At 34.4% G+C, this 24,929-nt stretch carries 22 protein-coding genes; 15 read left to right on the forward strand and 7 right to left on the reverse strand.

Annotation, left to right across the window (positions count from 1 at the left end; translation table 11 throughout):
• The first annotated feature begins 65 nt into the window (after positions 1-65).
• Positions 66-1,025, forward strand: a complete 960-nt coding sequence (locus UABHE_RS18245) for an ADP-ribosylglycohydrolase family protein (RefSeq protein ID WP_372364672.1) — start codon at positions 66-68, stop codon at positions 1,023-1,025.
• A 138-nt stretch (positions 1,026-1,163) separates the two neighbouring features.
• Here the strand turns inward: UABHE_RS18245 and UABHE_RS18250 are convergent, their stop codons facing one another.
• Positions 1,164-3,011, reverse strand: coding sequence for a serine/threonine-protein kinase (locus tag UABHE_RS18250; protein WP_372364673.1), 1,848 nt, complete (start codon positions 3,009-3,011; stop codon positions 1,164-1,166).
• A gap of 59 nt (positions 3,012-3,070) precedes the next feature.
• Complete coding sequence (locus UABHE_RS18255) at positions 3,071-3,490, reverse strand: Rrf2 family transcriptional regulator (RefSeq protein ID WP_372364674.1); 420 nt, start codon at positions 3,488-3,490, stop codon at positions 3,071-3,073.
• A 256-nt stretch (positions 3,491-3,746) separates the two neighbouring features.
• Between UABHE_RS18255 and UABHE_RS18260 the strand changes: the two genes are divergently transcribed.
• Entirely contained in the window at positions 3,747-4,817 is a 1,071-nt protein-coding gene (locus UABHE_RS18260; RefSeq protein ID WP_372364675.1) for a leucine-rich repeat domain-containing protein, read from the forward strand.
• Between the two features lie 148 nt (positions 4,818-4,965).
• Here the strand turns inward: UABHE_RS18260 and UABHE_RS18265 are convergent, their stop codons facing one another.
• The 3 genes from UABHE_RS18265 to UABHE_RS18275 all read right to left on the reverse strand — a co-directional run bounded on the left by UABHE_RS18265 (position 4,966) and on the right by UABHE_RS18275 (position 9,748).
• Positions 4,966-5,706, reverse strand: a complete 741-nt coding sequence (locus UABHE_RS18265) for a metallophosphoesterase (protein WP_372364676.1) — start codon at positions 5,704-5,706, stop codon at positions 4,966-4,968.
• A gap of 301 nt (positions 5,707-6,007) precedes the next feature.
• The gene (locus UABHE_RS18270) at positions 6,008-8,455 is read right to left on the reverse strand and encodes a protein kinase (RefSeq protein ID WP_372364677.1); all 2,448 of its coding nucleotides are present in this window, start codon (positions 8,453-8,455) and stop codon (positions 6,008-6,010) included.
• A gap of 273 nt (positions 8,456-8,728) precedes the next feature.
• Positions 8,729-9,748, reverse strand: a complete 1,020-nt coding sequence (locus UABHE_RS18275; RefSeq protein WP_372364678.1) for a pentapeptide repeat-containing protein — start codon at positions 9,746-9,748, stop codon at positions 8,729-8,731.
• Positions 9,749-10,036: 288 nt separating this feature from the next.
• Here UABHE_RS18275 and gltS point away from each other — a divergent pair, with 288 nt between their 5' ends.
• The 7 genes from gltS to UABHE_RS18310 all read left to right on the forward strand — a co-directional run bounded on the left by gltS (position 10,037) and on the right by UABHE_RS18310 (position 16,398).
• A complete protein-coding gene (gltS, locus tag UABHE_RS18280; RefSeq protein ID WP_372364679.1) occupies positions 10,037-11,245 on the forward strand; it encodes a sodium/glutamate symporter in 1,209 nt (402 codons plus the stop codon).
• Positions 11,246-11,260: 15 nt separating this feature from the next.
• Positions 11,261-12,760, forward strand: coding sequence for a TAXI family TRAP transporter solute-binding subunit (locus UABHE_RS18285; RefSeq protein WP_372364680.1), 1,500 nt, complete (start codon positions 11,261-11,263; stop codon positions 12,758-12,760).
• A gap of 143 nt (positions 12,761-12,903) precedes the next feature.
• Positions 12,904-13,608, forward strand: coding sequence for a hypothetical protein (locus UABHE_RS18290; RefSeq protein WP_372364681.1), 705 nt, complete (start codon positions 12,904-12,906; stop codon positions 13,606-13,608).
• Positions 13,609-13,966: 358 nt separating this feature from the next.
• A complete protein-coding gene (locus tag UABHE_RS18295) occupies positions 13,967-14,113 on the forward strand; it encodes a four helix bundle protein (protein ID WP_372371640.1) in 147 nt (48 codons plus the stop codon).
• A 240-nt stretch (positions 14,114-14,353) separates the two neighbouring features.
• Positions 14,354-15,232 (forward strand): leucine-rich repeat domain-containing protein, encoded by an 879-nt coding sequence (locus UABHE_RS18300; RefSeq protein ID WP_372364682.1) that lies wholly within the window; start codon positions 14,354-14,356, stop codon positions 15,230-15,232.
• Positions 15,233-15,272: 40 nt separating this feature from the next.
• Entirely contained in the window at positions 15,273-15,776 is a 504-nt protein-coding gene (locus UABHE_RS18305; RefSeq protein ID WP_372364683.1) for a leucine-rich repeat domain-containing protein, read from the forward strand.
• A 7-nt stretch (positions 15,777-15,783) separates the two neighbouring features.
• Positions 15,784-16,398 carry a leucine-rich repeat domain-containing protein gene (locus UABHE_RS18310; protein WP_372371642.1) on the forward strand — a complete coding sequence of 205 codons (615 nt, stop codon included), beginning with the start codon at positions 15,784-15,786 and terminating at the stop codon, positions 16,396-16,398.
• Positions 16,399-16,414: 16 nt separating this feature from the next.
• On the opposite strand, the gene UABHE_RS18315 is transcribed toward UABHE_RS18310, so the two are convergent.
• Positions 16,415-17,392 carry a DnaA ATPase domain-containing protein gene (locus tag UABHE_RS18315; RefSeq protein ID WP_372364685.1) on the reverse strand — a complete coding sequence of 326 codons (978 nt, stop codon included), beginning with the start codon at positions 17,390-17,392 and terminating at the stop codon, positions 16,415-16,417.
• The gene (locus UABHE_RS18320; protein WP_372364686.1) at positions 17,376-18,362 is read right to left on the reverse strand and encodes an AAA family ATPase; all 987 of its coding nucleotides are present in this window, start codon (positions 18,360-18,362) and stop codon (positions 17,376-17,378) included. The genes UABHE_RS18315 and UABHE_RS18320 overlap by 17 nt, the downstream gene beginning before the upstream one ends.
• 193 nt (positions 18,363-18,555) lie before the next feature.
• Here UABHE_RS18320 and UABHE_RS18325 point away from each other — a divergent pair, with 193 nt between their 5' ends.
• The 6 genes from UABHE_RS18325 (at position 18,556) to UABHE_RS18350 (ending at position 24,839) form a co-directional block, all read left to right on the forward strand.
• On the forward strand, positions 18,556-19,284 hold the full coding sequence (locus UABHE_RS18325; RefSeq protein ID WP_372364687.1) for an FHA domain-containing protein: 729 nt from the start codon (positions 18,556-18,558) through the stop codon (positions 19,282-19,284).
• A gap of 14 nt (positions 19,285-19,298) precedes the next feature.
• On the forward strand, positions 19,299-20,336 hold the full coding sequence (locus UABHE_RS18330) for a sodium:calcium antiporter (RefSeq protein ID WP_372364688.1): 1,038 nt from the start codon (positions 19,299-19,301) through the stop codon (positions 20,334-20,336).
• Positions 20,337-20,466: 130 nt separating this feature from the next.
• A complete protein-coding gene (locus UABHE_RS18335; RefSeq protein WP_372364689.1) occupies positions 20,467-22,032 on the forward strand; it encodes a hypothetical protein in 1,566 nt (521 codons plus the stop codon).
• A gap of 12 nt (positions 22,033-22,044) precedes the next feature.
• Positions 22,045-22,455 carry a hypothetical protein gene (locus tag UABHE_RS18340; RefSeq protein WP_372364690.1) on the forward strand — a complete coding sequence of 137 codons (411 nt, stop codon included), beginning with the start codon at positions 22,045-22,047 and terminating at the stop codon, positions 22,453-22,455.
• A gap of 432 nt (positions 22,456-22,887) precedes the next feature.
• Positions 22,888-24,168, forward strand: coding sequence for a hypothetical protein (locus UABHE_RS18345; protein WP_372364691.1), 1,281 nt, complete (start codon positions 22,888-22,890; stop codon positions 24,166-24,168).
• A 92-nt stretch (positions 24,169-24,260) separates the two neighbouring features.
• Positions 24,261-24,839 carry a hypothetical protein gene (locus tag UABHE_RS18350; RefSeq protein ID WP_372364692.1) on the forward strand — a complete coding sequence of 193 codons (579 nt, stop codon included), beginning with the start codon at positions 24,261-24,263 and terminating at the stop codon, positions 24,837-24,839.
• Positions 24,840-24,929: the final 90 nt, after the last annotated feature.

Below are 24,929 nucleotides of genomic sequence, written 5' to 3' on the forward strand. Positions count from 1 at the left end.
TTATCATAACAATAACTATTTCGCAAGATGTCGAATAACAATCGTTATCTAGAGGAGTAAAATTTATGCTAAACAAGTATACTGGTGGTTTGCTAGGATGTGCTGTTGGTGACGCACTTGGAGCACCTTATGAAGGATTGTGGAGTGAATCTATACCTGAAAAACAAAATTTTTTTTGTGAATACGCTATTTTCGAAGGTTATGAAAAAGGACAATATACCGACGATACACAATTGACAATTGCTACTTTGCAATCGATTGTTGCTCATAAAGAAATTTCAGTTTACTTGGTTGCAGAGTCTATGTTTTCCTTATGGAAAACACAAGTTGTTATTGGACCGGGAGGAGCTTGTACACAATCTGCTGATCGTTTTTTATCAAATAATGACCCACTTAATTGTGGCGCTGTTAAAGGCAATGCTGGAAATGGCACTGCAATGCGTACAGCGATGCTAGGTTTAGCATTTTGCGATAGTCCAACAAAGCTACCTCAAGAGGTTGCGCAAATTTCAAAACTCACCCACAAAGATTCTCGAAGTATTGCTGGAGGAATAGCGATTGCCAAAGCAGCGCAGTTAATTGCAACAGAGGAAGTAAATATTCCTTATTTTTGTAAAGAAATCGCGAAAACTATTTATCCATACAACGAAGAATTTGCGAAATATATAGATGTTTTGCCTCTTTACATTAACAGAGAAGATGAGGAAACATTTGCATTTATCGCTTGGAGTGGTATGGAAAGACCTGAATTTGCAACACCAATTATTACACCATTTGTTATTCCCACAGTGCTAGCTTCGTTATGGTCTTTTCTTAGATACAAGGACTCTTGGAAAGATGCCGTTTATGGCGCAATTAAAATGGGTGGAGATGTAGATACTTTAGGGGCAATCACTGGAGCTTTATCTGGAATATATTTGGGAGAGAGCGCTATTCCTTCGCACTTACTAAAAAATGTTTGTTCTTACGATTATCTTCGAGACTTAGCTTGCAAGTATTATTATATGAGTAAGGTTTTATTGTAATCGTATGCAAAATACCAGGTAGTGCATAATGAGTAACTGATTGTTTTGCATGAATCTTTAGATTCATGCAAAGTAAGTAAGGTTTCAAAAATTATGAAAAACTGCTATTCGTTTAATAGTGAGATGTTGTAACTTGGTTTATAGTAGTTTACCGATAATAATGCCAACAAAAATTGCGGCAACAGTGATCACTAACTTCCCATAATCTCGATTGTCTTTTTGCATTTCGAGCTTTTCAATTCTCTTGGTCTGAGCGTAAGCGAGTTCAGGATCAAAAGCAAGTGTTGTTTCGCGGTATGCGAGTTCAGAGTTTGTTTTGCTCGGTGTATTTTCTTGGCCAAGATCCTCTGTTTCTTGGTGTTGTGCTAATTCTGCTTCAAGTTCGGTGGTATCATAGCCGAAATGGTTTTTTGATTTGCCAATAACAAAACAGCAAAGTTCGTAATTTTTATTCACTAGTCCCATTTTGAAATAAAGAATCATTCCTTCTTTGCTACCCGCTATTGCTTTTGGATTTTCTGACCAAATGCGCAATGCTTCGTTGAATCCGAACAAGGAACGCGAAATAGGGCAATAAGGATTGGGATACTCTTTGAGAACCTCGGCTCTGCTTTTTTCTTGAAATTCTTGGAAAATTTTCTTACCAAATTGCAAAAAATTATAAGACTCATCGGTAATTTGAATACTTTCCCAATGTTCGCTAAACTCTTGAATAGCTTTTTTAAAATCGTTCATTGAAGTGTAGCGATCTTGGGGATTTTTCTGAATGGCTTTGGTGCAAATATTGACGAGCTCGCCAGGAATATCATCGCGAAATGGTGGAATATTTCCTTCGCTAGCAAGATGAATGCATGCCCACAAATTGCTACCTGTATGTGGCGGTTTTCCCATTAGAATGCGGTACAAAATAGCTCCTAAAAGGTAGGTGTCTGTCCAAGGACCAATTTTCTCACCTTCACCTGCTGCTAGTTCGGGAGCCATGTAGTGCGGTGTTCCCATTGGACTTGTAATCATTGATTTATGCATGGTAATCGTGCTGTCTAAATCTGTGGTAACGGCTATTCCCCAGTCCATTACGAAAACTTCACCAAACTCTCCTACCATAATATTCGCAGGCTTTAGATCGCTGTGTATAATATTTTTGTTGTGTGCGTAGGACAAAGCGTTGCAAATGTTAATGAGAATACCAAGTTGTTCACTTATATATTCAGGGCAGTATTTTTCTGGTTTATAGTTATTTAATATTTGCTTCCATGACTTACCGCGTACTAACTTCATGGTAATAAGAGGATTCCCGTCGTGGTCTACGCCAAGTTCGTGGATAGGAATAATATTCGGATGATCAAGAAAAGCAGTTACGCGCGCTTCCATCACAAATTTTTTCTTTTCTTCAACATCATTCTCTGTTTCATCATTGTCCAGCAATTTTTTAATGGCAATATCGCGCATTAAACTGTTCTGTTGTCCTTTTAATACAACTCCCATCCCGCCGCGAGCAATTTCATTGTGAATTTCTAGTGTTGAAAATGAATTGGGCTGCATTTGTGGAGTGTGGATTACTTTGTTATTGTCATTTACTGTTAATGGTGAAACAATAGTGTCTTCATTGGCTTTTGAAATTTCTGAATCAAATTGTTCATTGGTCACTGTTGGATAAAGTTCATCATCTATTTTTATTTGCTCTTTATCTTTAACTGTAGGCAAAGTATCATCTGGCGCATTATTTTTTGCTTCCTTTCCCACAGTAAATTCTCGGTCATTGTCTTTAACTCCAAATGCTTCGGTAGCTGCAGCATGGTCTATTATTTCTGGCAGCTCTATTTTTTCTATTTTACCTTCCGTGTTTCTAGATTTTACTGTTAAAGTTGGTAAGTCAACAAAGGAAGTTTTTTCTATTAATCCACGTGTTTTGTATGTATGTCCAGCATCTTCAATTGTGGCATTTGCTACGATTGTTTTCCAAGTATTTTGTAAATTTGAATTCATTTTTGTCTTCCTTAAACACAAAATGTTACAAAAAAAGTAACATTTGATAGCAAAAAATATCATCGTATTATCTCTATTTTGTTTTTTACATCAGCAATTGTTTTGTCGGCAAGAGTATTTTTTAAAGCCTGTTCCCCTTCTTCAAAAATTCCGCCTAAAACATGAGATATATTACAACTGATGTAGCAAGGAGAAAATACTTCGCGGTCCGATGTCTTTAGTACAGGTGTTAGCGATAAAGCTTCATAAATCTCTAGTAAGGTAATTTCCTCTGGAGCTTTAGACAACTCCATTCCTCCGTTTTTGCCAGCATAGCATTTTATAATGCCAGCCTTATGTAATTTCGCTGCAATACGTCTAATCAACCCTGGATTAGTTGCAACACTTTTCGCCAATAAATCGGATGTCGCCAGTTTTGTAAAACAAGATAACACTACAGCAATATGAATCCCCGTTGCAAATTTTTTATCAAAAGCCAATTTTTACTCCTTTTAATTGTTACTAAAAAAGTAACATTTAAAAACGCAATTGTCAATAAATTTTTGATTGTATGGAATTTTGCTAGATTTCGCTTTGATTTTTATGCATTATTTTGTTTACTACCTGGATCTTTGTTGCGTTACTCCATGGAAGTAACTTAAAACAACAAGCTTCTTTGAAAGATGGAACAAAAACAAAACTAACGATGTTTTTTCTTATTTTAATTGAAGAGCGTTATAAAGAGAGGATTTTACGATGTGGTTTAGGAGAAGAAAAGCAAAGAAAAATATAACGGAAATAAAAGGGCGTACGCTCGAAGATGTAAAATCGGATTGTAAATACAAAGCTTGTACTTTTTATTTGAAAGAAAACTACTGTGACATAGAAAATTCATTTTTTGATAATTGCAGTTTTCGCAGTGATGTAGTGTTTCAGAACCTCAGAGGTTGCAAATTTATGAATTGCGGTTTTGCGACCGGATTCAAACTTGATTTGTCTGAGAAACAGTTAAATAAAATTCCACAGTATGTATTTGATTTGACTTTGCTGACTTCTCTGCTGCTTTATAACAATGAAATTGCTAGTGTTCCTCGCGAAATAAGTAAATTACAAAATCTAGTTCAACTAGATTTAGAAAATAACCATATAAGTAGCGTTTCTCCTGAAATACACAAATTGCAAAACCTTCGTTCTCTTTTCTTATCAGGCAATCAAATTGGAAGCATCCCACCTGAAGTTGGGCAGCTAAAAAAACTTGAATATCTTTCTTTGTCGAACAATAGAATTAGTCACATTCCTGTTGAAGTTGGTCTACTGAGTAGTATTTGTCATCTTGATTTGTCTCACAATCTAATCAATAACATTCCAAAACAAATAGCACAGCTACAAAATCTCTCTTGTTTATCTTTGTATAGCAATAATGCACAAAATATTCCCGAAGAAGTAGTACAATTACGGAACAATCTAGCTGGAAATACAACGACAAAAGGCCTCCCTCAAGCCAATTTTTCATATAGAACTCCGTCCTCCGATAGAACTAATAGAACAGCTCTTCCTAGAGAAATTGGTTTACTAAAAAATCTTTCGCAGTTGCGTTTAAGTAATAATCAAATAAATGCAATACCAAAGGAAGTAGGTGAACTTTCGAATCTTCGCCAACTCCAATTATCACATAATCAGATAACGACAATTCCTACAGAGATAGCACAACTACAAAATCTTTCACAACTGTGGTTAAATAATAATAGAATAAAGGAAATCCCGGCAGAATTGGCACAATTAAAAAATTTATCGCAACTTCATTTACCTTTAGATAATACTGTTTAGGTACCATGCTTTAAGCGTTCAATCAAGTAGTCAGGGCTTGTAAAGCTTCTAAGTTCGCGTGAATATCGGAAATAATCGCTATCAAAATTTTCCTACTTAATTAAAATCGTACATTCTAGATTTTTTATTGATTGAGTGATGGTATTTGTTATCTACCGTGCTCTAAACGATGAGCTAACATATCATCTAAGTCGTCTATTGCCATTATTTTTTTCATTGTCTTTTTGTAGTTGTAAGTAACTCTTCTCCACCGAACAAATTGTCCATCAAAGATAACATAACAAGCTTGAGGGTTGCCGTCTCGGGGTTGACCAACGGAGCCTACATTGATAAATACTTTGTTGTATACTTGAAATAAATTATCGATATGCCCAGCGTAGTGGTATTGATAGTCGTTAGTAAAGATTCCTGGTATATGAGTGTGGCCACAAAAGCAAATGTGTGCGAATTGTTCAAAAATTAATTTTAGTTCACAACTAGAGGCTGTTGGCGTGACACATTCTGTGCAAGATTTAATAGAGCCATGTCCAAATGCCAAGTTATCTTTACACACTATTTTTGGCAATTCTTTTAAAAAGTTCCATAACTCATCGTTCTCTTTTTTGTTATATTTTTCACTGTTTATTTCGTTTCGCGTCCATTCGACAATTATTTTAGCTTTATATCCAAAAAATTTTTCATAGCCAACTAGTATACCTTCTTCATGGTCACCAGCAATCGAAAATATACACCTGCTTTTTACCATTTGGATACATTCTCTTGGATTCGGTCCAAATCCGATAATATCTCCCAAACAGTAAATTGTCTCAATACCTTTGTTATTGATATCTTCAAAAACTGCTTGTAAAGCTTCTAAATTCGCGTGAATATCGGAAATAATCGCTATCAAAATGTTCCTTTATTAAATTTTGAAATTCTGCTAGAAGAAGCAACACAATTAACTCTGTTAAAAATTATTGGTTTTTACAGTAATATGTCGTATTTGTTATGCTGATGTATTGAGCTGTGTTCTTCATTTTTGCTATGTACCGCGCTCTAAACGATAACCTTGTATATTAGATAAAGTATCTGTTTCTAAAATTTTTTCATCGTTTCTTTGTAATCGTAAGGAACTCTTTGGTTCTGTAGTTTCCAACATTGTAGAGGGTGATTTTGTCTTTTCTAAGATTTGCGACAGGACTATGAAACTCCTATTTTACCAACGCCAGTTCATGGACTACATCTTTAAATTTTACTAAATATTCCGTACGATTTTTGCGAGTAACCCACGCACTCCTATATTTTTTTCCAATACCATTTTGTCCATAATCGTATTCATCTACGTTATTACCTTTTTTATCGTAATAAACCCATTTGCCAACAAGTACATTATTTCGAACATATCCCTCGGATTTGTCGCCATTTGAGAAAATTTTTGTTACCAAACCGTCAAGCTTACCTTCTTCCCAAATACCAACATATTCAATATATTTATGACGTCTCGTATAAATAAAATAGGAGCCTTTACCTTCAAACTTATCATTTGTAAAATTTCCGTTATACTTATCGCCGTTAAAAAAAGTGTAATTTCCTTGGCCATGCTTTACACCTTCTTTGAGATCTCCAGAATAGAAATCCTTATTGGAATAGGTATATTTGTATCGACCGTCTACTAAGTAGTTACCAACCTCTTTTTCGTATCTATATTTTATCTGTCGAAGTAGACGTTGAGTTTTTGGCTTTAGCTCAGTACAAATATTAATAAGTTCGCGAGCTCGTCTTTGATTTTTTTTTGTTCTTACACTTATGTAAACAAATTTTTGAGATAGAAAATTTCTGCTTATTGCAATTTGTGATTCACATTCATGCATTAACCAAAACATTGGTGATACTACTAGTTTTGCTTTAAAGTTCAAATATTCCATGTTATTATCAATAATAGTCACAGCATTCTGTACATTCTTTGGATGAGAGAGGTCTCTCTGTTGTAGTAAAGAAATCGAATTGGCGATATCTTTATCTCGTTTTTCTTTTTGTAGACGTATCTCTTTTTCCCTTTGTTCTTTTGCAAGTTGGTTTAATTTTTTTTGCTTTTCTTTTTCTGCTTCTATCTCTCTCTCAAGTCTAAGGGTCTCTTGTTTTTCTTTTTTTTCTTTTTCTACCAACTTTTTTTTCTCTGCAGCGAGTCGGAGTGCCTCTTCTTTTTTAAGTTGTAGAATATGATCTAAGTGCTTCTGTTTTTCTATTGCTAGTTGACGTAGTTCTTCTTTTAATATTTTGTTTTTTTCTTTTTGTCGTTGCTTTTCTTTTTCAATTGTGGCTAACTCTTTGCGTTTTTTCCGTTCTTCTTCCAATAATTGAATCTTTGCTTTTTTAGCTTGTGTTTCTAATTGAATACGTTTCTGTTCCTTCTCTTTCAGCAATTCAATCTCTGCTTTTTTAGCTTGTGTTTCTAATTGAATACGTTTCTGTTCCTTCTCTTTCAGCAATTCAATCTCTGCTTTTTTAGCCTGCGCTTTTAACTGAATACGTTTTTGTTTTTTTAAGGATTGCCAACCTATAAACATTGCTACAAAAATAATTAATAGTGTGCTAGCAAAAACTGTAACAACTTTTTTATTACGTTTTGCTTTTCTCGTAAGCCGGCCAAAAAAATTAATGGGGCGAGCCTTTATTGGTTGCCCTTTGGAAAATCGTTCTAGATCTTCAACAAAGTGTTTTGCTTTGGCATAACGTCTAATTTTTTCCTTTTCTAAAGATTTGAGACATATACATTCTAAATCTTTGGGAATTCTCACCCCCAAATCTTTTGGAAAAACAGCTTCTTTTTCTAAGATCTTATAAACGATGTTAAAATTAGAATCACCGTCAAAAGGTGGACAACCACACAAAAGTTCAAAAAAGATAGCTCCTAGCCCATATACGTCGCTAGACTCATCGACTTCATCAATTTCGCCTCTTGCTTGCTCTGGGGGCATATATTGAAGAGTTCCCATTATAGCACCACTTTTTGACAGTCTTTTGTTCGTTGTCATAAGTTTTGCTAAACCAAAATCTAGAACTTTTGGTTCATGCTCTTCGCCTATCATAATATTTGCTGGCTTTAAATCTCGGTGGATAATTCCCTTTTTATTAGCGTGATCGATAGCTCTCCCGATTTTTTTCATTATATCTACAATAAGTTTGAGAGAAAGATTTTGCTCTTGTATTAAATGTTTTAATGACTTTCCTTCTACAAAGTCCATCGTAAAGAAAGGCTTTCCTTTTTCAAAACCTATGTCGTATACTTGCATAATATGAGAATGGTGTAAAGTCGCCATTGCTCTAGCTTCGCGTAAAAACCGTTCAATTTCTTCTTGATTAATATCATTATCAACTAATAGCATCTTTAGAGCAATGTTGCGGCGTAATATCGAATCATAGGCCTTGTAAACAACGCCCATTCCACCCTGTCCAATTTTTTCGATAATTTCGTAACGTCCAAAGTTCTTTAATGAGGTATTTTTTTTTGTAGAACTAATGCTTTTATTACTTTCATCTAAGATAAATATTTTTGCACAACCACTACATTTTTTTTTTCTACCAAAAGAAGTAAATCCAGTCGCTTTGTAAGCTGTACTCTTTTGGCAAAAGGGACAATAAAACAAAAGTTTTTTCATTACCTTCACCCAAACTAAAACTAAAACCTTATATGACAAGTTCAGTAGATCACGAAGTTATTGTAAACCAAGTAGGTAAAAAGACTTCTTTTATACTCTTACAAGTGTTTTCAATGCTGTCCTTTTCGCTTGCTGCTTTTACTAGTATTAAATTGTTTTTTGGTCGTATTCTCCCTGTGTTTCTATTGGAATATTTTTTCTAAACACGACATGATATAGTTTTACAAATATCCTAGTTGATGTTCACGAAAGAACATCAACTATTCAACTAATCTATTTTGCTTTACTCAAATCGACATTGGCAATGCTTGCCCATTTCATATTTGCATGAAAAAATACGCAGTCTTCTACGTTGGAATCGTCAAGTACGCTCCACTGTAAATCAGCGCCTTCGAAGTTCGCTCCTTTTAGGATCGCTTTACTAAGATTGGCTTTGTGGAGTTTGGCTCCGGCGAGGTTGGCTTTTTCTAGATTTGCTTGTTGTAAGTTCGCTTCACTGAGATTAGCTCCTTGTAGGTCGGCTTTTGACAAGTTTACGTTGGAAAGATCTAATTTCGTTAAATCAGCTCCACATAGAACGACGCGCACTTTTTTGTTTTCTTCGCGCCATTTGTTCCAGGCGGAAGTTCCTTTTTTTATCATTTCTAGGTGTTTTTTATTGGTGAAGTAATGTTCCTGCACTTCTATATCTTTGCAGTTAGTAACTTTCGCTCCGTAGTAATCAAAATAAAAGGTATTTGCGTCCGTAAATTGTGCGTTTTCTATATTTGCTCCCACTGCACGTGCCATGTATAAATTCGATTTACTAAAATTGACATCTTTTAAATTTGCACGAGTAAAGAGCGTATGCACCATTTTGGCTTGCTCAAGATTGGCTCCTTCGAGATTTGCAAAATGAAAATTAGCGCCACCAAGTTGCGCATTTTGCATTTGAGCACCGGTTAAACTTGCATTGTGTAAATTTGCGCTTCCGAGGTTTGTTTCTTGGAGATTAGCGCTTGTTAAATTTGCATTTTCAAAATTAGCAAACATTAGTTTTGCGCCTTTGAAATTCGCATTTTTTAAGTTTGCGCCACTTAAATTAGCTTTTTTTAGATTCGTGCCTGATAAATCAGCACCTTGTAAATTTACTGCAATTTTTCCATTTTCTTTGCGCCACTCATTCCAGTTTGCGACATCTGCTTTTAAAGATTGCAACTGCACTTTATCGTAGGCATTTTCTTGTTGTTGCGCAGCTGTAAAACCTAACATCATTAATAAAAAAAACGAAATAGTTCGTATATTTTTAAACATAAAAGCTCCTATTTTAAAAATCTAAATACATTGTAATATGTAGAATCTCAACACCTTATTTTTAAGCTTTTATTTAGAATAGTCAACTTATTTATATTCTAAGTGATCTATGCAAGCAAGGTTTTAGAGCCTCAACTAATTTCGTAACAAGTTCTTATTATAATAATCTATTTTTTTCCTATAGCCATTTTCTTAAATTTAGTAGAATTTATGGCATATTTACTTACAACGATATAAGTGACCTGACAAAAGTAGTTACTTAGTTATACATTTTACCTAGGAGGAAAAATGAACGTACAGTTAGGATTAATTGAAACTGTGGGCATGGCGCTTGTCATATTATTTGTCGGCTATTTTCTAAATAATAAGATTTCACTGCTCAAGAAAAACAATATTCCAGAGCCTGTTGTCGGTGGAATTGCATTTGCAATTATCAGTAGTATTTTGTATTCGCAATTTCAATTTAGCTTTAATTTTGACATGACATTAAAAAAACCTTTGATGCTTGTTTTTTTTACAACTGTTGGATTAGGTGCTAGCTTTAAATTGCTTGCTCAAGGAGGTCCAAAGGTTGTTTTGTTTTTGGGAATAGCCACTCTATATTTGGTATTTCAAAATGGCATTGGTGTTTTTCTCGCTTCGATAACAGACTTAAATCCACTTTCAGGTCTTTTGGCGGGATCGATTACTCTCTCAGGGGGGCATGGTACCGGAGCGACTTACGCTGAAATGTTCACCAAAGGACAAAATCTTCAGGGGACAATGGAGCTCGCAATGGCCTGTGCAACATTTGGTTTAGTTCTCGGAGGAATCTTAGGTGGACCTGTTACTAGGCGTTTGATTCAAAAGCACAACCTTAAACCTACAGAAGAAGATAATCCATCAAATGAACATACCATTACTTATAATCCCGAAGACGATGACAAGGTAACTCCAAAGGTAATGATGGAAACACTGCTTATTTTAGCGGTGTGTATCGTTGTTGGTTCTTTTGGATATGAATACATGAAAACATTAGGTATTCCGCTACCGTCTTTTATTTGTCCGCTTCTCGTTGGAATTGTCATTACCAATACTTGTGAATACACCAAGATATACACGATCAAAAAAGAATCTGTTGATTTGTGGGGAACGATGGCACTTTCTATCTTCTTGGCAATGGCTCTTATGTCTTTGCGCCTGTGGGAACTCATGAATCTTGCTGGACCAATGTTAATTATTCTCATAATACAAACAGCATTTTTAGCTTTTTATACTTACAATATTACTTTTCGTCTTATGGGTAAAGATTACAATGCGGCAATCATGGCGGGAGGACATTGTGGATTTGGTTTAGGAGCAACACCTACTGCCGTAGCCAATATGGAAGCGCTTACTTCTAAGTATGGACCTTCACCTCAAGCGTTTTTAGTGGTGCCAATGGTGGGTGCGTTTTTTATTGATATAACAAACACTTTGGTGATTCAACTTTATTTGGCTCTGCCTTTTGTTAACTAGAAAATGGAGAAGATAATGAAACAACTACTTACATTTGTCTCGCTATCGCTATTATTATTTGGATGTAGTAAGGGGCCAGGCCAACAGGAACTCGAAAAAAGTGTCCAACAGAAGCTAGACACAAATTTTCAAGATGGTTTATTCAAAATCAAAACTTTTAGTCGTCGAGGAAGTTATCAATACAATACAGATGATCATCCTGAACCACAATTACTTGTATACTACAAAGCACAGATCGAATTTTTAAAAGACTACAAACTTTCTGATTGGAATAATCTCAATGCTAGTTCTCTTATCTCTACCTTGGGAGCAACTCCGTTAGGGGTAACAGGTTTAAAACAAGAAGGAAACAAAAAAAGCGATGTTCTTGTTGTGTATGGAACTAACAATTATATTCAAACAGACGGTAAATGGTTAGAACACAGTAGCCATATCAAAACAGAACAAACAGAAAGCGAAACAGCTACAAAAAAGTCTGTTTTTGTCAGTGAACTAGAAGAAGATGAAAGACTAGAGCAACAAGATTTACCTGCAAATAAAAGATATCTTCTAGAGTTAGAAAATATAGCAAAAGACTTTCGCAAACAAAAAGAACAGCAAAACCTAGATTATTTAAACGCAGAACTCAAAGAAATAGTGCGCAAAGCGAAGTTTCAAGCTGGAAAAACGCGCGGATGGATGACGATTGCCACTGGATCTGCTGGTGGAGAGTATCATTCACTGGGAAATGCCATTGCCCAAACTTTTGGTAAGCGCAAAATGGCAAAAACCTACAACACTTCGGGAAGCCAGGAAAACTGCGAACTGGTAGAAAAACAACAAGTTCTTTTTGCCTTTACCCAAAATGACATCGCTGCAATGGCTTACAACGGAAGCGAACTTTTTGAAGGAAAAAAAGCAAGTAGTGATTTGCGTGCGGTATGTTCACTTTATCCTGAAGCTGTACATATAATGGCTGGTAAAAAAATAACTGACATCTCGCAACTAGTGGGAAAGAAAATTAACATCGGGGCTCCAGGTTCTGGAGCGCGTGCAAATGCATTACAAATAATAAAAGCGTATAATTTAAAGCTCGAGCAGTTCGAAATTTTTGAATACGGCTTTAAAGATGCGGTAAATGCGTTGCAAAAAAAAGAAATTGACGCTTTATTTACAACACGTGCTTACCCAACTAAATTGATTCAAAACACTAGCGCAAATTTTCTAAGTGTAACCTCCGCAGTGCAAGATCTCTTGACAAAAAATCACTCATTGATAGCGATCAATATCCCTAAAAACACTTACAGCTACGCAAGAAAAGAAGTAAACACAGTAGGTGTTACCGCGATGATTGTAACTCATAAAGACACACCAAAAGAAAAGGTACAACAATTTCTAGATACACTTTTCAAGAACGTAAGTACTATGACTCAGCAAAGTTCGCAAGCAAACTACATTTCACCAGAAAATGCCCAAACAGGAATTTCTATTCCACTTCACGACGCAGCTAAAAGCTATTTTACAGAAAAAAATTAATTTATATGCCTCTATTGAAAAACTCAGTAGGGGCATAACTACTTCTTATCAATAAATCTCTTGAAATGTACAAAGCTGCGAGAACAAGTAACATAGGCATAACATTCAAAGAAGTTGAGATTTCTCAACCTAAGGTAAAGTAAATGCAAAAGCAAATTTTCGAAAATGTACCTGGCTTATTTTTATATAAAGATTATTTTGACCAACGCGAATGCACACTTCTTATCAATAAATCCCTTGAAATGTACAAAAAGTTGCAAGAACAAGTAACACCCGAGACAACACTCAAAGAAGTGGACATTCCTCAACCTAAGTTTGTCAAAAGTGCGCAACACAATTTAAACAGTAGTGAGTTTTTTGTATCTCTTTACTTTAATGATAACGAAAAACGACGCTGCGAATACTTCCCTAAATACGGAGAAAAAGGTCATGCTCTTTGTTATTTTCGCGGCAATACAAATATACCTAACTTTGTCTATGAAAACGCTATCTGCAAGTTACAAAAAACAATGCATGAGTGTAACCTTACAAAAGAGCAGCAGGATTTAAAATGGAAACTAACCGCGAATTTTTATAAAAGCCTTGGAAAAAAAATAGCTGGGTTTCCATTCCATGTAGACATACCTGCAAATGGTGTTGTTACAATGATTATGAATGTACAGCGCCAAGGATTGTTTCAAATAGCCAAGGAGGATGTTGTTGAGGATATTGAGTTAACTGTAGGAAGTTTACTCATTTTGAGTGGGGAAAGTCGCTATGAATGGAAACATCGCGTTTTGCCCGAAACAATAGATGAAAACAGCAATAACGAAGTAAAGCGAATTTCTTTGGTTTTGGGATTTTCTTAGAACCTGTTGCAAATTAATTGAAGGTGAAAAATTCAAGGATTTTAGCTTCTAGTAAGGTATTTGTTAGCGTAAAGTAGTAATTTCATAACCCAAGTTGCGACCTATAAAAGTATATCGTACAGTCTGGTATAATTACTCTTACAAATTCGATGTGCGCAGTTCGAATCTCGTGAGACGCAGTCGTGGCACATGGCACGAAGTAAGGGTAATGCAATGAATTTTAATCATGAAAAATTAGATGTATCAAGTATCACTAGAATATACAAAAGAAACATTTAATGTGATGGAGAAAATGCCATCAGGTTACAGCTATTTAAAGGATCAGCTAAAAAGAGCATCGCCTTGAGTCCCTCTTAATATAGCAGAAGGCAATGCCAAATTTAGCAAAAAAGAGAAAGCAAGGTTTTTCTCTATAGCAATAGCATCAGCAAATGAATGTAGTGCAGTATTCGATGTTGCTAAGATAGCCCAAATAATAGACTCAAAAGAAAAAACTACTCTATAGAATAATTTGTATGCTTTCAAAGTTAATAGTCTAATTTCCGCACATGGAATATCGATCCACGACCACGAACCTCAAAAATCGAATTGCACACATCGTTTTTTTATACTGTTATAACGACTCTTCTCTTAAAGTAGGAAAAACAAGAAGGAGAAAGTCATAGAAAAAGAAATTATAATTGTTTTCTGTATATGTGATGAGATAACACAAGCACTCAAGATTGTAGAAGATCCTCAAGTTGAAATGACTAATTCAGAAATTATGACAACAGCATTAGTTTCTATGCTCTACTTTTCTGGCAACTTTGAAAAAGGAAAAAATTTGCAAACAATAAAAGGGCAAACTCTAAAAGAAGTAAAACCTCATACACGATATGAGGGCTGTGCTTTTTATTTAGAGGATATAAATATAAATCCAACTAAATTTGATGGCACTGAATTTGACCAATGTTCTTTCAGGGGGAAAGGATTGAAATTGGATCTATCAAGAGTAGGATTGAAATCAATTCCATTTTGGGTGTTCAAGGTTCAAAATATTATTTATCTAAACCTCGGTTACAACAATATAAGTGAAATACCAAAAGATATTGTACAACTACCTTTTCTCAATGAACTACATCTGCACGAAAATAATATAAGTAAAATACCAAAAGAGATTGAGAAGCTATCTTGTATGGAGCACCTAAATATAAGCGAAAACAATATAAGTGAAATACCAAAAGAAATTGGAAATCTATCTTCTTTGAAATATCTATTGTTGATTAACAATAATATAAGTGAAATACCAAAAGAGATTGAGCAACTTTCTTCTCTTCAATACCTAAATTTAGATGGGAACAGTATAAATGAAATACCAAAAGAGGTTTTAAACCTTTTTTCTCTAGAAGACTTAAGTCTAGCTGAAAATAATATAAGAGAAATACCAAGAGAGATTGAAAAATTATCTTCTCTTCAATACCTAAACCTAGATAGGAACAGTATAAATGAAATACCAAAAGAGATTGGGAAACTATCTTCTCTGGAATATTTATATCTACACGGAAATGATATTGACGAAATTCCTAGTTGGCTCAATATAAACAAATTATATATAGCCGTTGATGGGGATCGATCTTGCGAGTAAGATTATTGTTGTTGATATTGTTATGAGAAAGGAATTTCAATTGCAAAAAATAGTAAAATCAAAAACACTACAAGAAATACAGCCAAACACAGATTATTTTGGTTGTTGTTTCTATCTTAAAAATGTAGAACCGGATAAATTTGAAAGTTGTAATTTTGATAATTGTTCTTTTAGAGGAGAAAGTCTATCTGTTGATCTTTCAAGTAGACGATTGAAAAAAATTCCTGAATGGGTTTTTGAAATATCATCTCTAGAAAATTTGTCTTTAAATGACAATAGAATTTCGAAAATTCCAAAAAGAATGGGTCAGCTCTCTTCTTTGAAAGATTTAGATCTACGAAACAACAAAATTTCTGAATTTCCTAGGGAGTTTGGTCAGCTATCTTCTTTAGAATGTCTATTTTTAAATAATAATCAAATGTCTAAGATCCCTAGAGAATTTGCTCAGCTTTCCTCTTTACAAAAACTAATTCTAAATAACAATAAAATTTCCGAACTCCCTAAAGAATTTAGTCTCTTCTTTAAAAAATCTGTGCCTAAGTAACAATAAGATTTCTGAAGTTTCCAAAGAATTTGCTCAACTCACCTGTTTACAAAATCTAAATCTAGATAACAATAAGATTGCTGAAATTCCCAAAGAGCTTACTCAACTTTGTTGTTTACAAGATCTGTGCCTAAGTAACAATAAAATTTCTGAAATTCCCAAAGAACTTATCCAAATTTCTTCTTTAATAAAATTAGATTTATCTCATAATAAAATTTCTAAAATCCCAAATGAACTCAGCCAACTTTCTTCTTTGCGATATTTATATTTGAATAACAATGAGATTTCTGAAATTCCTAAAGAGTTTGGTGAACTCTCTTCTCTAAGAAACCTATATCTCGATGACAACCAAATTTCTATAGTTCCAAATGAACTCGGCCAACTCTCTTCTTTAATAAAATTATACTTGAATAATAATAAAATTTCTATAATTCCAAAGGAACTTGGTGAACTCTCTTCCCTAAGAAACCTATATCTCGATAACAACCAAATTTCTGTGGTTCCAAAAGAATTGTCTCAACTTACTTCTCTATGTAGGCTGCATTTATATGACAATAAAATTTCTAAGATTCCTGAAGAAATAAGAGGAATGAGCATCTATTTACTACTTAAGTCGTTGTAATAGTGCGATTTTTTATTTACTTAACCAAAACGTTTTTCAACACCTTACACACCTCAGCAAACTCATTATCGCTTTTCTTACAAGCATGGCGTACAGAGCTTTCACTGCAATGAAAGTATTCTGCAACATTTTCATTGCTTAACTTGAGTAATTCTTTCACTATTTTAATTGCAATATAACGCGGTTCTTTGCATATGCGTGAAGATTGCTTTTCTAGTAGTGTACTGCTGTCTTCTATTTCGTAGTGTTCACTTACCGTTTGCAATATCATTTCGCATGTCAATTCTTTTTTAGCGCTGTGTTCAATACATTTACTAATTATTTCTTTACTGATGTTTTTCTTTGTTTCGCTGCAAAAGACAATCAGCTTCTCAATTTTTTCGCGTAGTTGAGTGACAATGCATTGCTTGTCGATAACCTCTAAAGCTCCTTCTTCAAACTCAACTTGTAGGTTTTTCGCCATGCGCAAGAAGTAGTCTTGTATTGTTTGTGTTTTTACAGGTTTTATTGGTATAAATAGACCACTTGAAAGACGCGTTGCCAAAGCCGAGTTAAAGTCTTTGAGTTGTTTTGGGTGAATTTGTGAGCTTGTTATAATTATCTTACTTCGTGAGATAAGTTCGTCTATTAGAAATACCAGTTCTCGTTGGGTGTTGTTTTTCTTTTTTAAGAAATCGATATCTTCTATAATAAGTACATCTGCGCTACGATATCGTTGGCGGAATTCTTGGTAAGATCTATTTTTTAAAGAGAAAACATAATCTAGATAAAACGAGCGTGCAAAACAACGAATAACGTTTTTCTCTTTTTTGACGATTTCGTTGTTGATGGCACCTAGTATGTGGCTTTTTCCCGTGTGTTTTGGGCCAAATATATGTAGAGGGGTATAGTCTGCTTTTGATGTTTTAACAAGCTTATTTGCTATTTCAAATGCTAATTTATTATTGCTGTCAGTAATAAATCTACGCAATTGAAATTTATGCTTTTTTGGCATTTTCTAATAATTTCTGTAATACGTCAAACGAAGATATCCCTTCGGCTTGCGCGCGAAAATTCACCATAATTCTATGATTAAGTGCTGCGGTAGTTACGGTTTCGATATCTTCGCGGTTTACGTGAATTCTTCCACTTGACAAAGCGCGGACTTGTGCACCTGAAATTATGGCTTGCATTCCTCTTGGACTCGAACCATGATCAACGTACTGTTTGACATAATCTACATTGCTTTTTTGTGGGTTAGAATTAATGACTATTTTCGCCGCGTATTCATAAAGTGGTGTTGCTATTTTTACGCAAGATATCGATTTTGCCATTGTGTTTAATGTTTCAGCTGAGATATTGAATTTTTGCTGTTTGTTTGACGTAGGTCGAACAATAGCAATGAGTTCTTCTAAAGAAGGATATTCCATATGAAGCTTAAAGAAAAAGCGGTCTAATTGCGCTTCTGGTAGTGGATATGTCCCTTCCATTTCAATAGGATTTTGCGTAGCAACAACATGAAATGGCTGTGGGAGATCGTAGTTTGCTCCTCCTACTGTCACTTGTTTTTCTTGCATCGCTTGTAATAAAGCGGATTGTACTTTTGGAGAAGTTCTGTTGATTTCGTCGGCAAGCAAGATGTTGGTAAAAATGGGTCCTTTTTCAAACTGAATATTTTGAGTTTTTTGCTGAAAAATTTTTGTACCAATGATATCTGCTGGCATAATATCAGGTGTAAATTGAACGCGCCCATACTGTAATGATAGTGTATTTGATAGTGCATGAACCAAAGATGTTTTTCCTACTCCAGGAACCCCTTCTAGAAGGACATGCCCACCAGAAAAAAATGCGATGAGTAGATTGTGAATAATTTCCTTATTTCCAATAATGTACTGGGAAATTTGCATTGAAATGGCGTTAAAATTGTCGGTGAAATTTTGAATTAATTTTTCTACATCTTCGACGGTTGTGAATTCAGTTTGCATTTTACGAGTCCAATCATAGGTGTTTTGTTTAGGATTGAATTCCGACTGTTTTCTTTGACATTGATATCTTTATGCGATAAAATGTGAAGTTGTTGTACTACTTATACATGGAGAATGTAATTTTTCAAGTAATTATTTCAGGTATACACAAATAAATCATTATTTACATATTTTGTTAATTGAGTAAATCACTATGGATATAGATGAAAATAAAATAGAAAAACGACTGATTACTAAAATACCATGCTCTCTTGAAATTTCGATAGGAAGTGACCAAATCGAAAGACTCACATTTGACCAAGACTTGATAACAATAGGGCGCGACAATAGTTGCGACATCGTCATCAATAATTTGGGAGCATCAAGATCGCATGCTCATATCGAGAGATATGCTAGTTTTTATGTACTGAAAGACTTACAAAGTAAGACAGGTACATTCATAGGTGGAAACAAAATAGCGGGAGGCCACAACCTAAACAACGAAGATAAGATTTTTTTAGCAAAACATACCTTACTTTTTAAAATGGACGATTATTTCAATACAAACCCCAAGCCCAAAGCAAATACTGAAAAAGATTTAATGAAGCAAACTCTTGCTATTAACTACGAGGATATGGCTTCAAAAAATAACTTAGGAACTCATGGGTACCTTCATGTTGCTGATGAAAACAAAAGCATACCTTTGCATAAAAATGCCACTTTCTTTGGAAAATCATCGCAGTGCGATGTGTCTATAGGTGGGATGCTAATTAGTGAACGTCACATTGTAGTGATTCGCGAAGAAAAAGGTTATTTCATTCATCATCTTGGAGCATTTAAACCTCCGCAGATTAATAAAAAACTTGTTGATTTTTCTCCTTTAAAACACGGAGACATGGTACAAATAGGCGATTTACACTTTCAATTTCGTATGCAGAAATAACAGAGGAGAATTCAATGGAACATTTGCAAATATGGGGCTCTTTTTTGGTCTCAGCAATTTTAATTATATTTGCGGGAGTTAAATTAACAAAATATGGTGATATTTTATCCGAACGTTTAAACTTAGGCCACGCTTTTATTGGAGCAGTTCTCATTGGCTGGAGTACTTCACTCCCTGAGCTTGTTTTGTCTATTGGTACTGCTGTATACGCAAATGCTCCAAACATAACAATGGGTAATGTTCTTGGAAGTAACTTGTTTAATATATTTATCATAGTGATTCTTGACATTGTTTATCATCAAGGAGCTATTTTGCGGAGTGTAGAAAAAAAAGTGAGTCTTTCTACAATATTGTCACTAATGATGGTTTGCGCTGTTGGTACGTGTTTATATTTAAATGTGTCTGGCAAAATCGATATTTCAAGTATTGATCTTGGTTTTAGCAAATTAGGTTATGATTCAGTGGTTATTTTTTCAATGTATTTAATTTGCATGGTGGTGTTATTTCGTTCAGACCGAGGTGGAGCAAAGGCTGATACTGTCAAAAAATATGATGGAATTACTTTGGGATCTGTATTATTAAAGTGCTTATTTGTGATTGGCATCATTGTTGGTACTGGTCTATGGTTGAGTGATATAGCTACAGATATAAATAGAGTTTACGAATTAGATGCTGGTTTTGTAGGTAGTTTTTTTCTGGCGATTGTTAGTTCTCTTCCTGAAGTAATGACTTGTTTTATTGCTGTACGCATGGGCTTTAACAATATGGCAATAGGAACATTGTTTGGAAGTAATGTTTTCAATATGGGAATTATTGCTTTTTGCGATGTATTTTATCCAGGACATTTATTCAAACAGTTTAACTCTAGTCACTATACTGGAGTTATATTCGTTATTTTGCTGACCTTTGTAACTCTAGGTACATTAAAATTCAAACAAGGAAAACAAGCCAAATTTATAGGTAGCGAGTCTCTTCTTATCGCTGGATTGTATCTACTTGGAATGTATACTATTTATGATCCTTCTTGGCTAAGAATGATTTTTGGATCATAATAAATTAAAATTTAAGCATTTTTAAATTAATGGCCTGACAAAAGTGTGTTTCAAAACTTTTGTCAGGTTATTTATATCGAACCAATAAAAAGTTTTTATTAGGGACAAATCATATTAAGGGTTACTAAATATGAGTTGCGAAGAAGAAGAAGTTATAGATGAGAGTTATGTATTAAATGTTCAAAATCCTGTACAACTTGTTAGTTCTTTAGCCTTTTTTTTACGCGAGCGTAATTACGTTTGTCTTTATGACACAAGCATTCTTTCTTCGCCAGAAAAATATTTAAAGAAACACTCTTTGGAAGAAATAAATAAAGATTTTTTATACAAATGGTTTTTGTTTTTTACTGGAGTTTCTCGGCACTTAAGTAATTTTGAAAATTTGATATTGTTGCCTGAAGTAGTAGAGGAAATTTCCAATATTTTACAAGCAGCTATATCAACAATTGAAAAGAAAAAAGCTCAATATAGAGATCTCTCATCTCAACAGAGAGAAGAACTCGGAGCTACGTACCAGCAGTTAGCTAAAAATGAAGAAATTCTAAAGAAAATATTGCAAATTATACGTCCTTACGAAAAACCACACCTGTCTATCTTCAACGCTATTCTCAACATGGTCAAATTTTTAGATTCTCACTTAGAGCTGAAAAAAATAGATTCTCGTGTTTCCAATGATACAGATGAACGTATTGTGGCACGTGTGTTTTACGAAGCGCTAGTCAATGGACGTAATACTTGCGTTTACACGCGCGACGATGATATACGTAAACTTATTAGTGTTACTTTTCGTTTGCTTGTTTCTAAATTTGCGCACAAAGATGCTTTTAAAAACATTCTGTGTAATTTAGTACATCGTAATATTTTGGTATTAAAATATAATTACGAAAAAAAAGTGTTTTCGCGTTTTTTTGAAAGTTCAACAATCGAAAATATTGATGACTTTAAGTTTTCACGCAAAGTTTTGCAAGAAACAGATGTGCGCACAATTCTTAGTGGGCTTGAAAAACATGTTAACGAGTTGGCAACTGTTTTTGAAAATTATGCAGAAGAAAATGCGCCGCAAGAAGATGATTTTTTAGATGAAGACATAATTTATAGTTTGAAAACGATGTATGAACATCTGAATGAACTCGAAGTAAAAGAAGATATTAAAAATAACAGCAAGAAAATATCAATATACCAACAATTTTCTTATCTGTTAGAAAAATTGGGTGACGAAGCTTTTGCTAAAAAGATCATTGAGACAACACGCCAACAACAAAAGAATTGGATCGAAAATCAACTGAGAATTTTACATGAAAATAAAGTAATATTAGAAGCTGATTTTACTAAGGTAATTAATACCCAAAACGGTGATATTAAGTACAAGGTTATAAAAGAAATAAAAAGATCTGTTGAAAAACTAGAAGAAAATGCTTTAAAAATATACTTCTTTGAAAGTGCATTAGAGCAAAGTTTTTTTCAATTAAATGAAAGTAGCTATAATTCTTTTACGGATCTATTGTTCAAGTTTAATGAACACGGTTTTGAAGTAGAGTCTAAAGAAGCACCTGTTCCCATCGAAAAGATTTCGCAAATCACTAAATTTTCCATATCAGAAGTGATCAAGGTTATTGAAAAGTACAGCATCTCTCACAAAGGAACACACGCTTATTTATCTCAACGACATCTATTATTCTTTCTTTTTGGTCATTAGAGCGTTTATGTTATGGTAGAAAAATATGAGCAGCGAATTCAAGAATTGAACAAAAAAATACAAACTATGACCGAACTCATTGAAAATGACTATCTAACTCAAATAGCTCGTTATAAGGTTATTGTTCGCGAATACGAAAAAGACATTTCTTCTTTGAAGAAAGAAGTGTACTCTCTACGCGAAAATCTTACACCGCAAAATTGTGATTATATAGAACGTGCTAATCCTTGGTTTTGCGTTTATTGCGGTATTTTAAATTCTCACCCTCTCAATGATTACCTTTGTTTGCATTGTCAAAAAATACGTCCTTTTATAGGTCTTTCTTCGACTCTAGTAAAATGCATACCTTGTTCTCAATTCAATTTTTCTCTTGCAAGTTTTTGTGAGTGGTGTGGAAATGAGTTTTTTAGAACCCAAAAATAAGAATCTAAAACAAGAGAATGATAAAAATACAGATATAACTAAAGCGTGTTAGTATTTAGATTTTTATGTAATGTGAGTTATTTTGAGAAGTGACGAAATTAATCTCTAAAAGATTCATATTATAAGGGCAATATTAATATGCCCTAGTTGAAATAAAGAAAACAGAGATCTCAAAAAAATTATAGAACAAACCCTTCTTGGGTAAACTATAAAACAATGATTTACACACGAGTAAGTAAGCTTTAGAAATAAAAAAGCGTAAAAAAAAAAAAATTATACACTTTTTTGTAAAAATATAGCAAAATTTGTTTACACCGCTAAAGCTTACACAATTACAGTTAAGGATACCAGACACTTTACCGTTTTGGTTTGGTTTTTGTTGTCCTTAAAATTTTTCAATTTTAGTTATGCAGATAAATTAGGAGTTTTTGAATGAAATTTGCAATTTCAAGTCACAAGTCTTGGTTGATATTGCTTTTGGCGGCATTTATAGTGGTTACTCCCACTGTGTATGCACAAGACGATTTCTACGACGAAGATGAATATTACGGCGAAGATGCAGATCATGGTTCTTGGATAAGAGTTAAAGCAAAAGGTTCTACTCTTAGAGGAGCAATTGCGCGCGGTTGGAAAACTGCGATGATGAAATTTCTCAAAGAAAACATCGACATGGAATATTACGAAGGACGCAATGGACAAATCAAAGAGTATCTTGGTGAACATTGGTCAGAGTACTGTGTTGGGGATCAAGAAAGACCGAAAATTACAAGAAGATATAATGGTCGCTATTTGCGTATGAAAGTACGTATAGATGAGGATTCACTACTAAGAGACATTCGTAATCTAGTAAAAAAAGGTGATGATAAACTTAGTGGTATGTGGGTCGCGATTGTTTCAGATCGCGAAAACAATTCTTACCAAGGAACCAAACCAAGTAGTAAAGACGAACTAACAGACCGCGATGTTATGTTTGATAATGTACAAAACCTACTAGGTAAGCACATGCAAATTAGAGATTTGCGCGCAATTGATCGTTTGATGAAAAAAGAAGCTCAAATGCTAGGTTTAGCAGCAGGGGCTGACCCTCAAGCTTATATTGCTCGCAAATTTGCACAAATACAACTTGTTGTGTACTTATGGCTAACAACAAAACGCGTATCTAAAGATCCAGCGATGGGCGTTCCTGTTTGGTATGCAACCGTAGGTTGCCGTGTTGTTCATATACAAACCGCACAAGAACTTGTTAAATTTCAAATTACTTCTGGTGACAAGAGAAGTATTAAACCTGTAGGTGTTTTTGGTGGTTTGACAGAAAGAATGGCTCGCGCTGCGGCAATTAAAAATGTTGCTAATGCCGTTTATAAACGCGTTTACAACCAAATTCGTACTCGTAAAACCGTTTTGGAAGAAAATGTATATACCATTAAATTTGCTAACTTCAAATCGCGCCAGGAACGCCGTATCAAAGATGCGATGTTAGATCTTAAGCATGGTAAAAGAGCTTATTGCAAAATTGAAGCAGCAACAGGTGGTGGTAGTGGTTACATGGAATACAAATTGAAATGGCGTCGTACACGTGACTCACAAGCAGACATTATCGATATCATTATTGGCTTCTGTGAAGACAACGAAGTTGAAGTAGACAGCAACAAGTCAACTAAGGGTGTTATCTATTTCGAACCTGTAGAGGATGAAGACTACGACGATTTTTAAGTCGTTGGAAATCAACAACAGAACTTGGTATTTCCCAAGTTCTGTTTGGTTGTTTGTAGAAAGGAGCGAATAGATTTCTATTCGAAACTTATATGGAAAAAATAATCAAGTTAAGTTTAATAATATCTTTGGTATTTATGATTGGTTGTGCAAGTACTAGTGAAGATGATGTAGACGTAAGGCCATTGCCTCCTAATGGTGATGATATTTCTTATCAACCTATGCCAGAACCGCAGCCAAATCCGATTCATGACGATGTTCATATACCAACAGATGAAGAATTAAATATCGACCCAAATGCCGATTCATATGAACAAATAAAGTACAACGAAGAAGTAGAAGAGGTAGCACGACCTGCACGCCAATCTTATACACCTGAAGCCAATCATACACCTGGTGAAAAAACATACTTGCGTGTTCAAATCAAAAACTTTGATGATCGCGATACTTTAGGCGGTATTCGTCAAGCTATTCTTCAAGGAGCTCATGGAAATTACACTATAGAAGAAGAAGATGCACCCAACCGTAAAAGCGTATATTTAAAACTATGGTCTGATCTATCTCCTATTAACCTTCGCGAAACACTCAACAACCTATTTATGAACGAAGGTTATGATGTTGAATTTAAAAACAAATCTGATCATTTGCTAGTTATTACACAACCGTTCTAGTTTACCAAAATGATAAAGTGGTGGTTCTTGTTCTTAAGGATAGGAATCACTAATTTATCAACATGTCCTAATCTCCAAACCAATATTTCA

Source organism: Candidatus Uabimicrobium helgolandensis (genome assembly GCF_041508025.1).
In the GTDB taxonomy this organism is placed as follows: Bacteria; Planctomycetota; Uabimicrobiia; order Uabimicrobiales; family Uabimicrobiaceae; genus Uabimicrobium; species Uabimicrobium helgolandensis.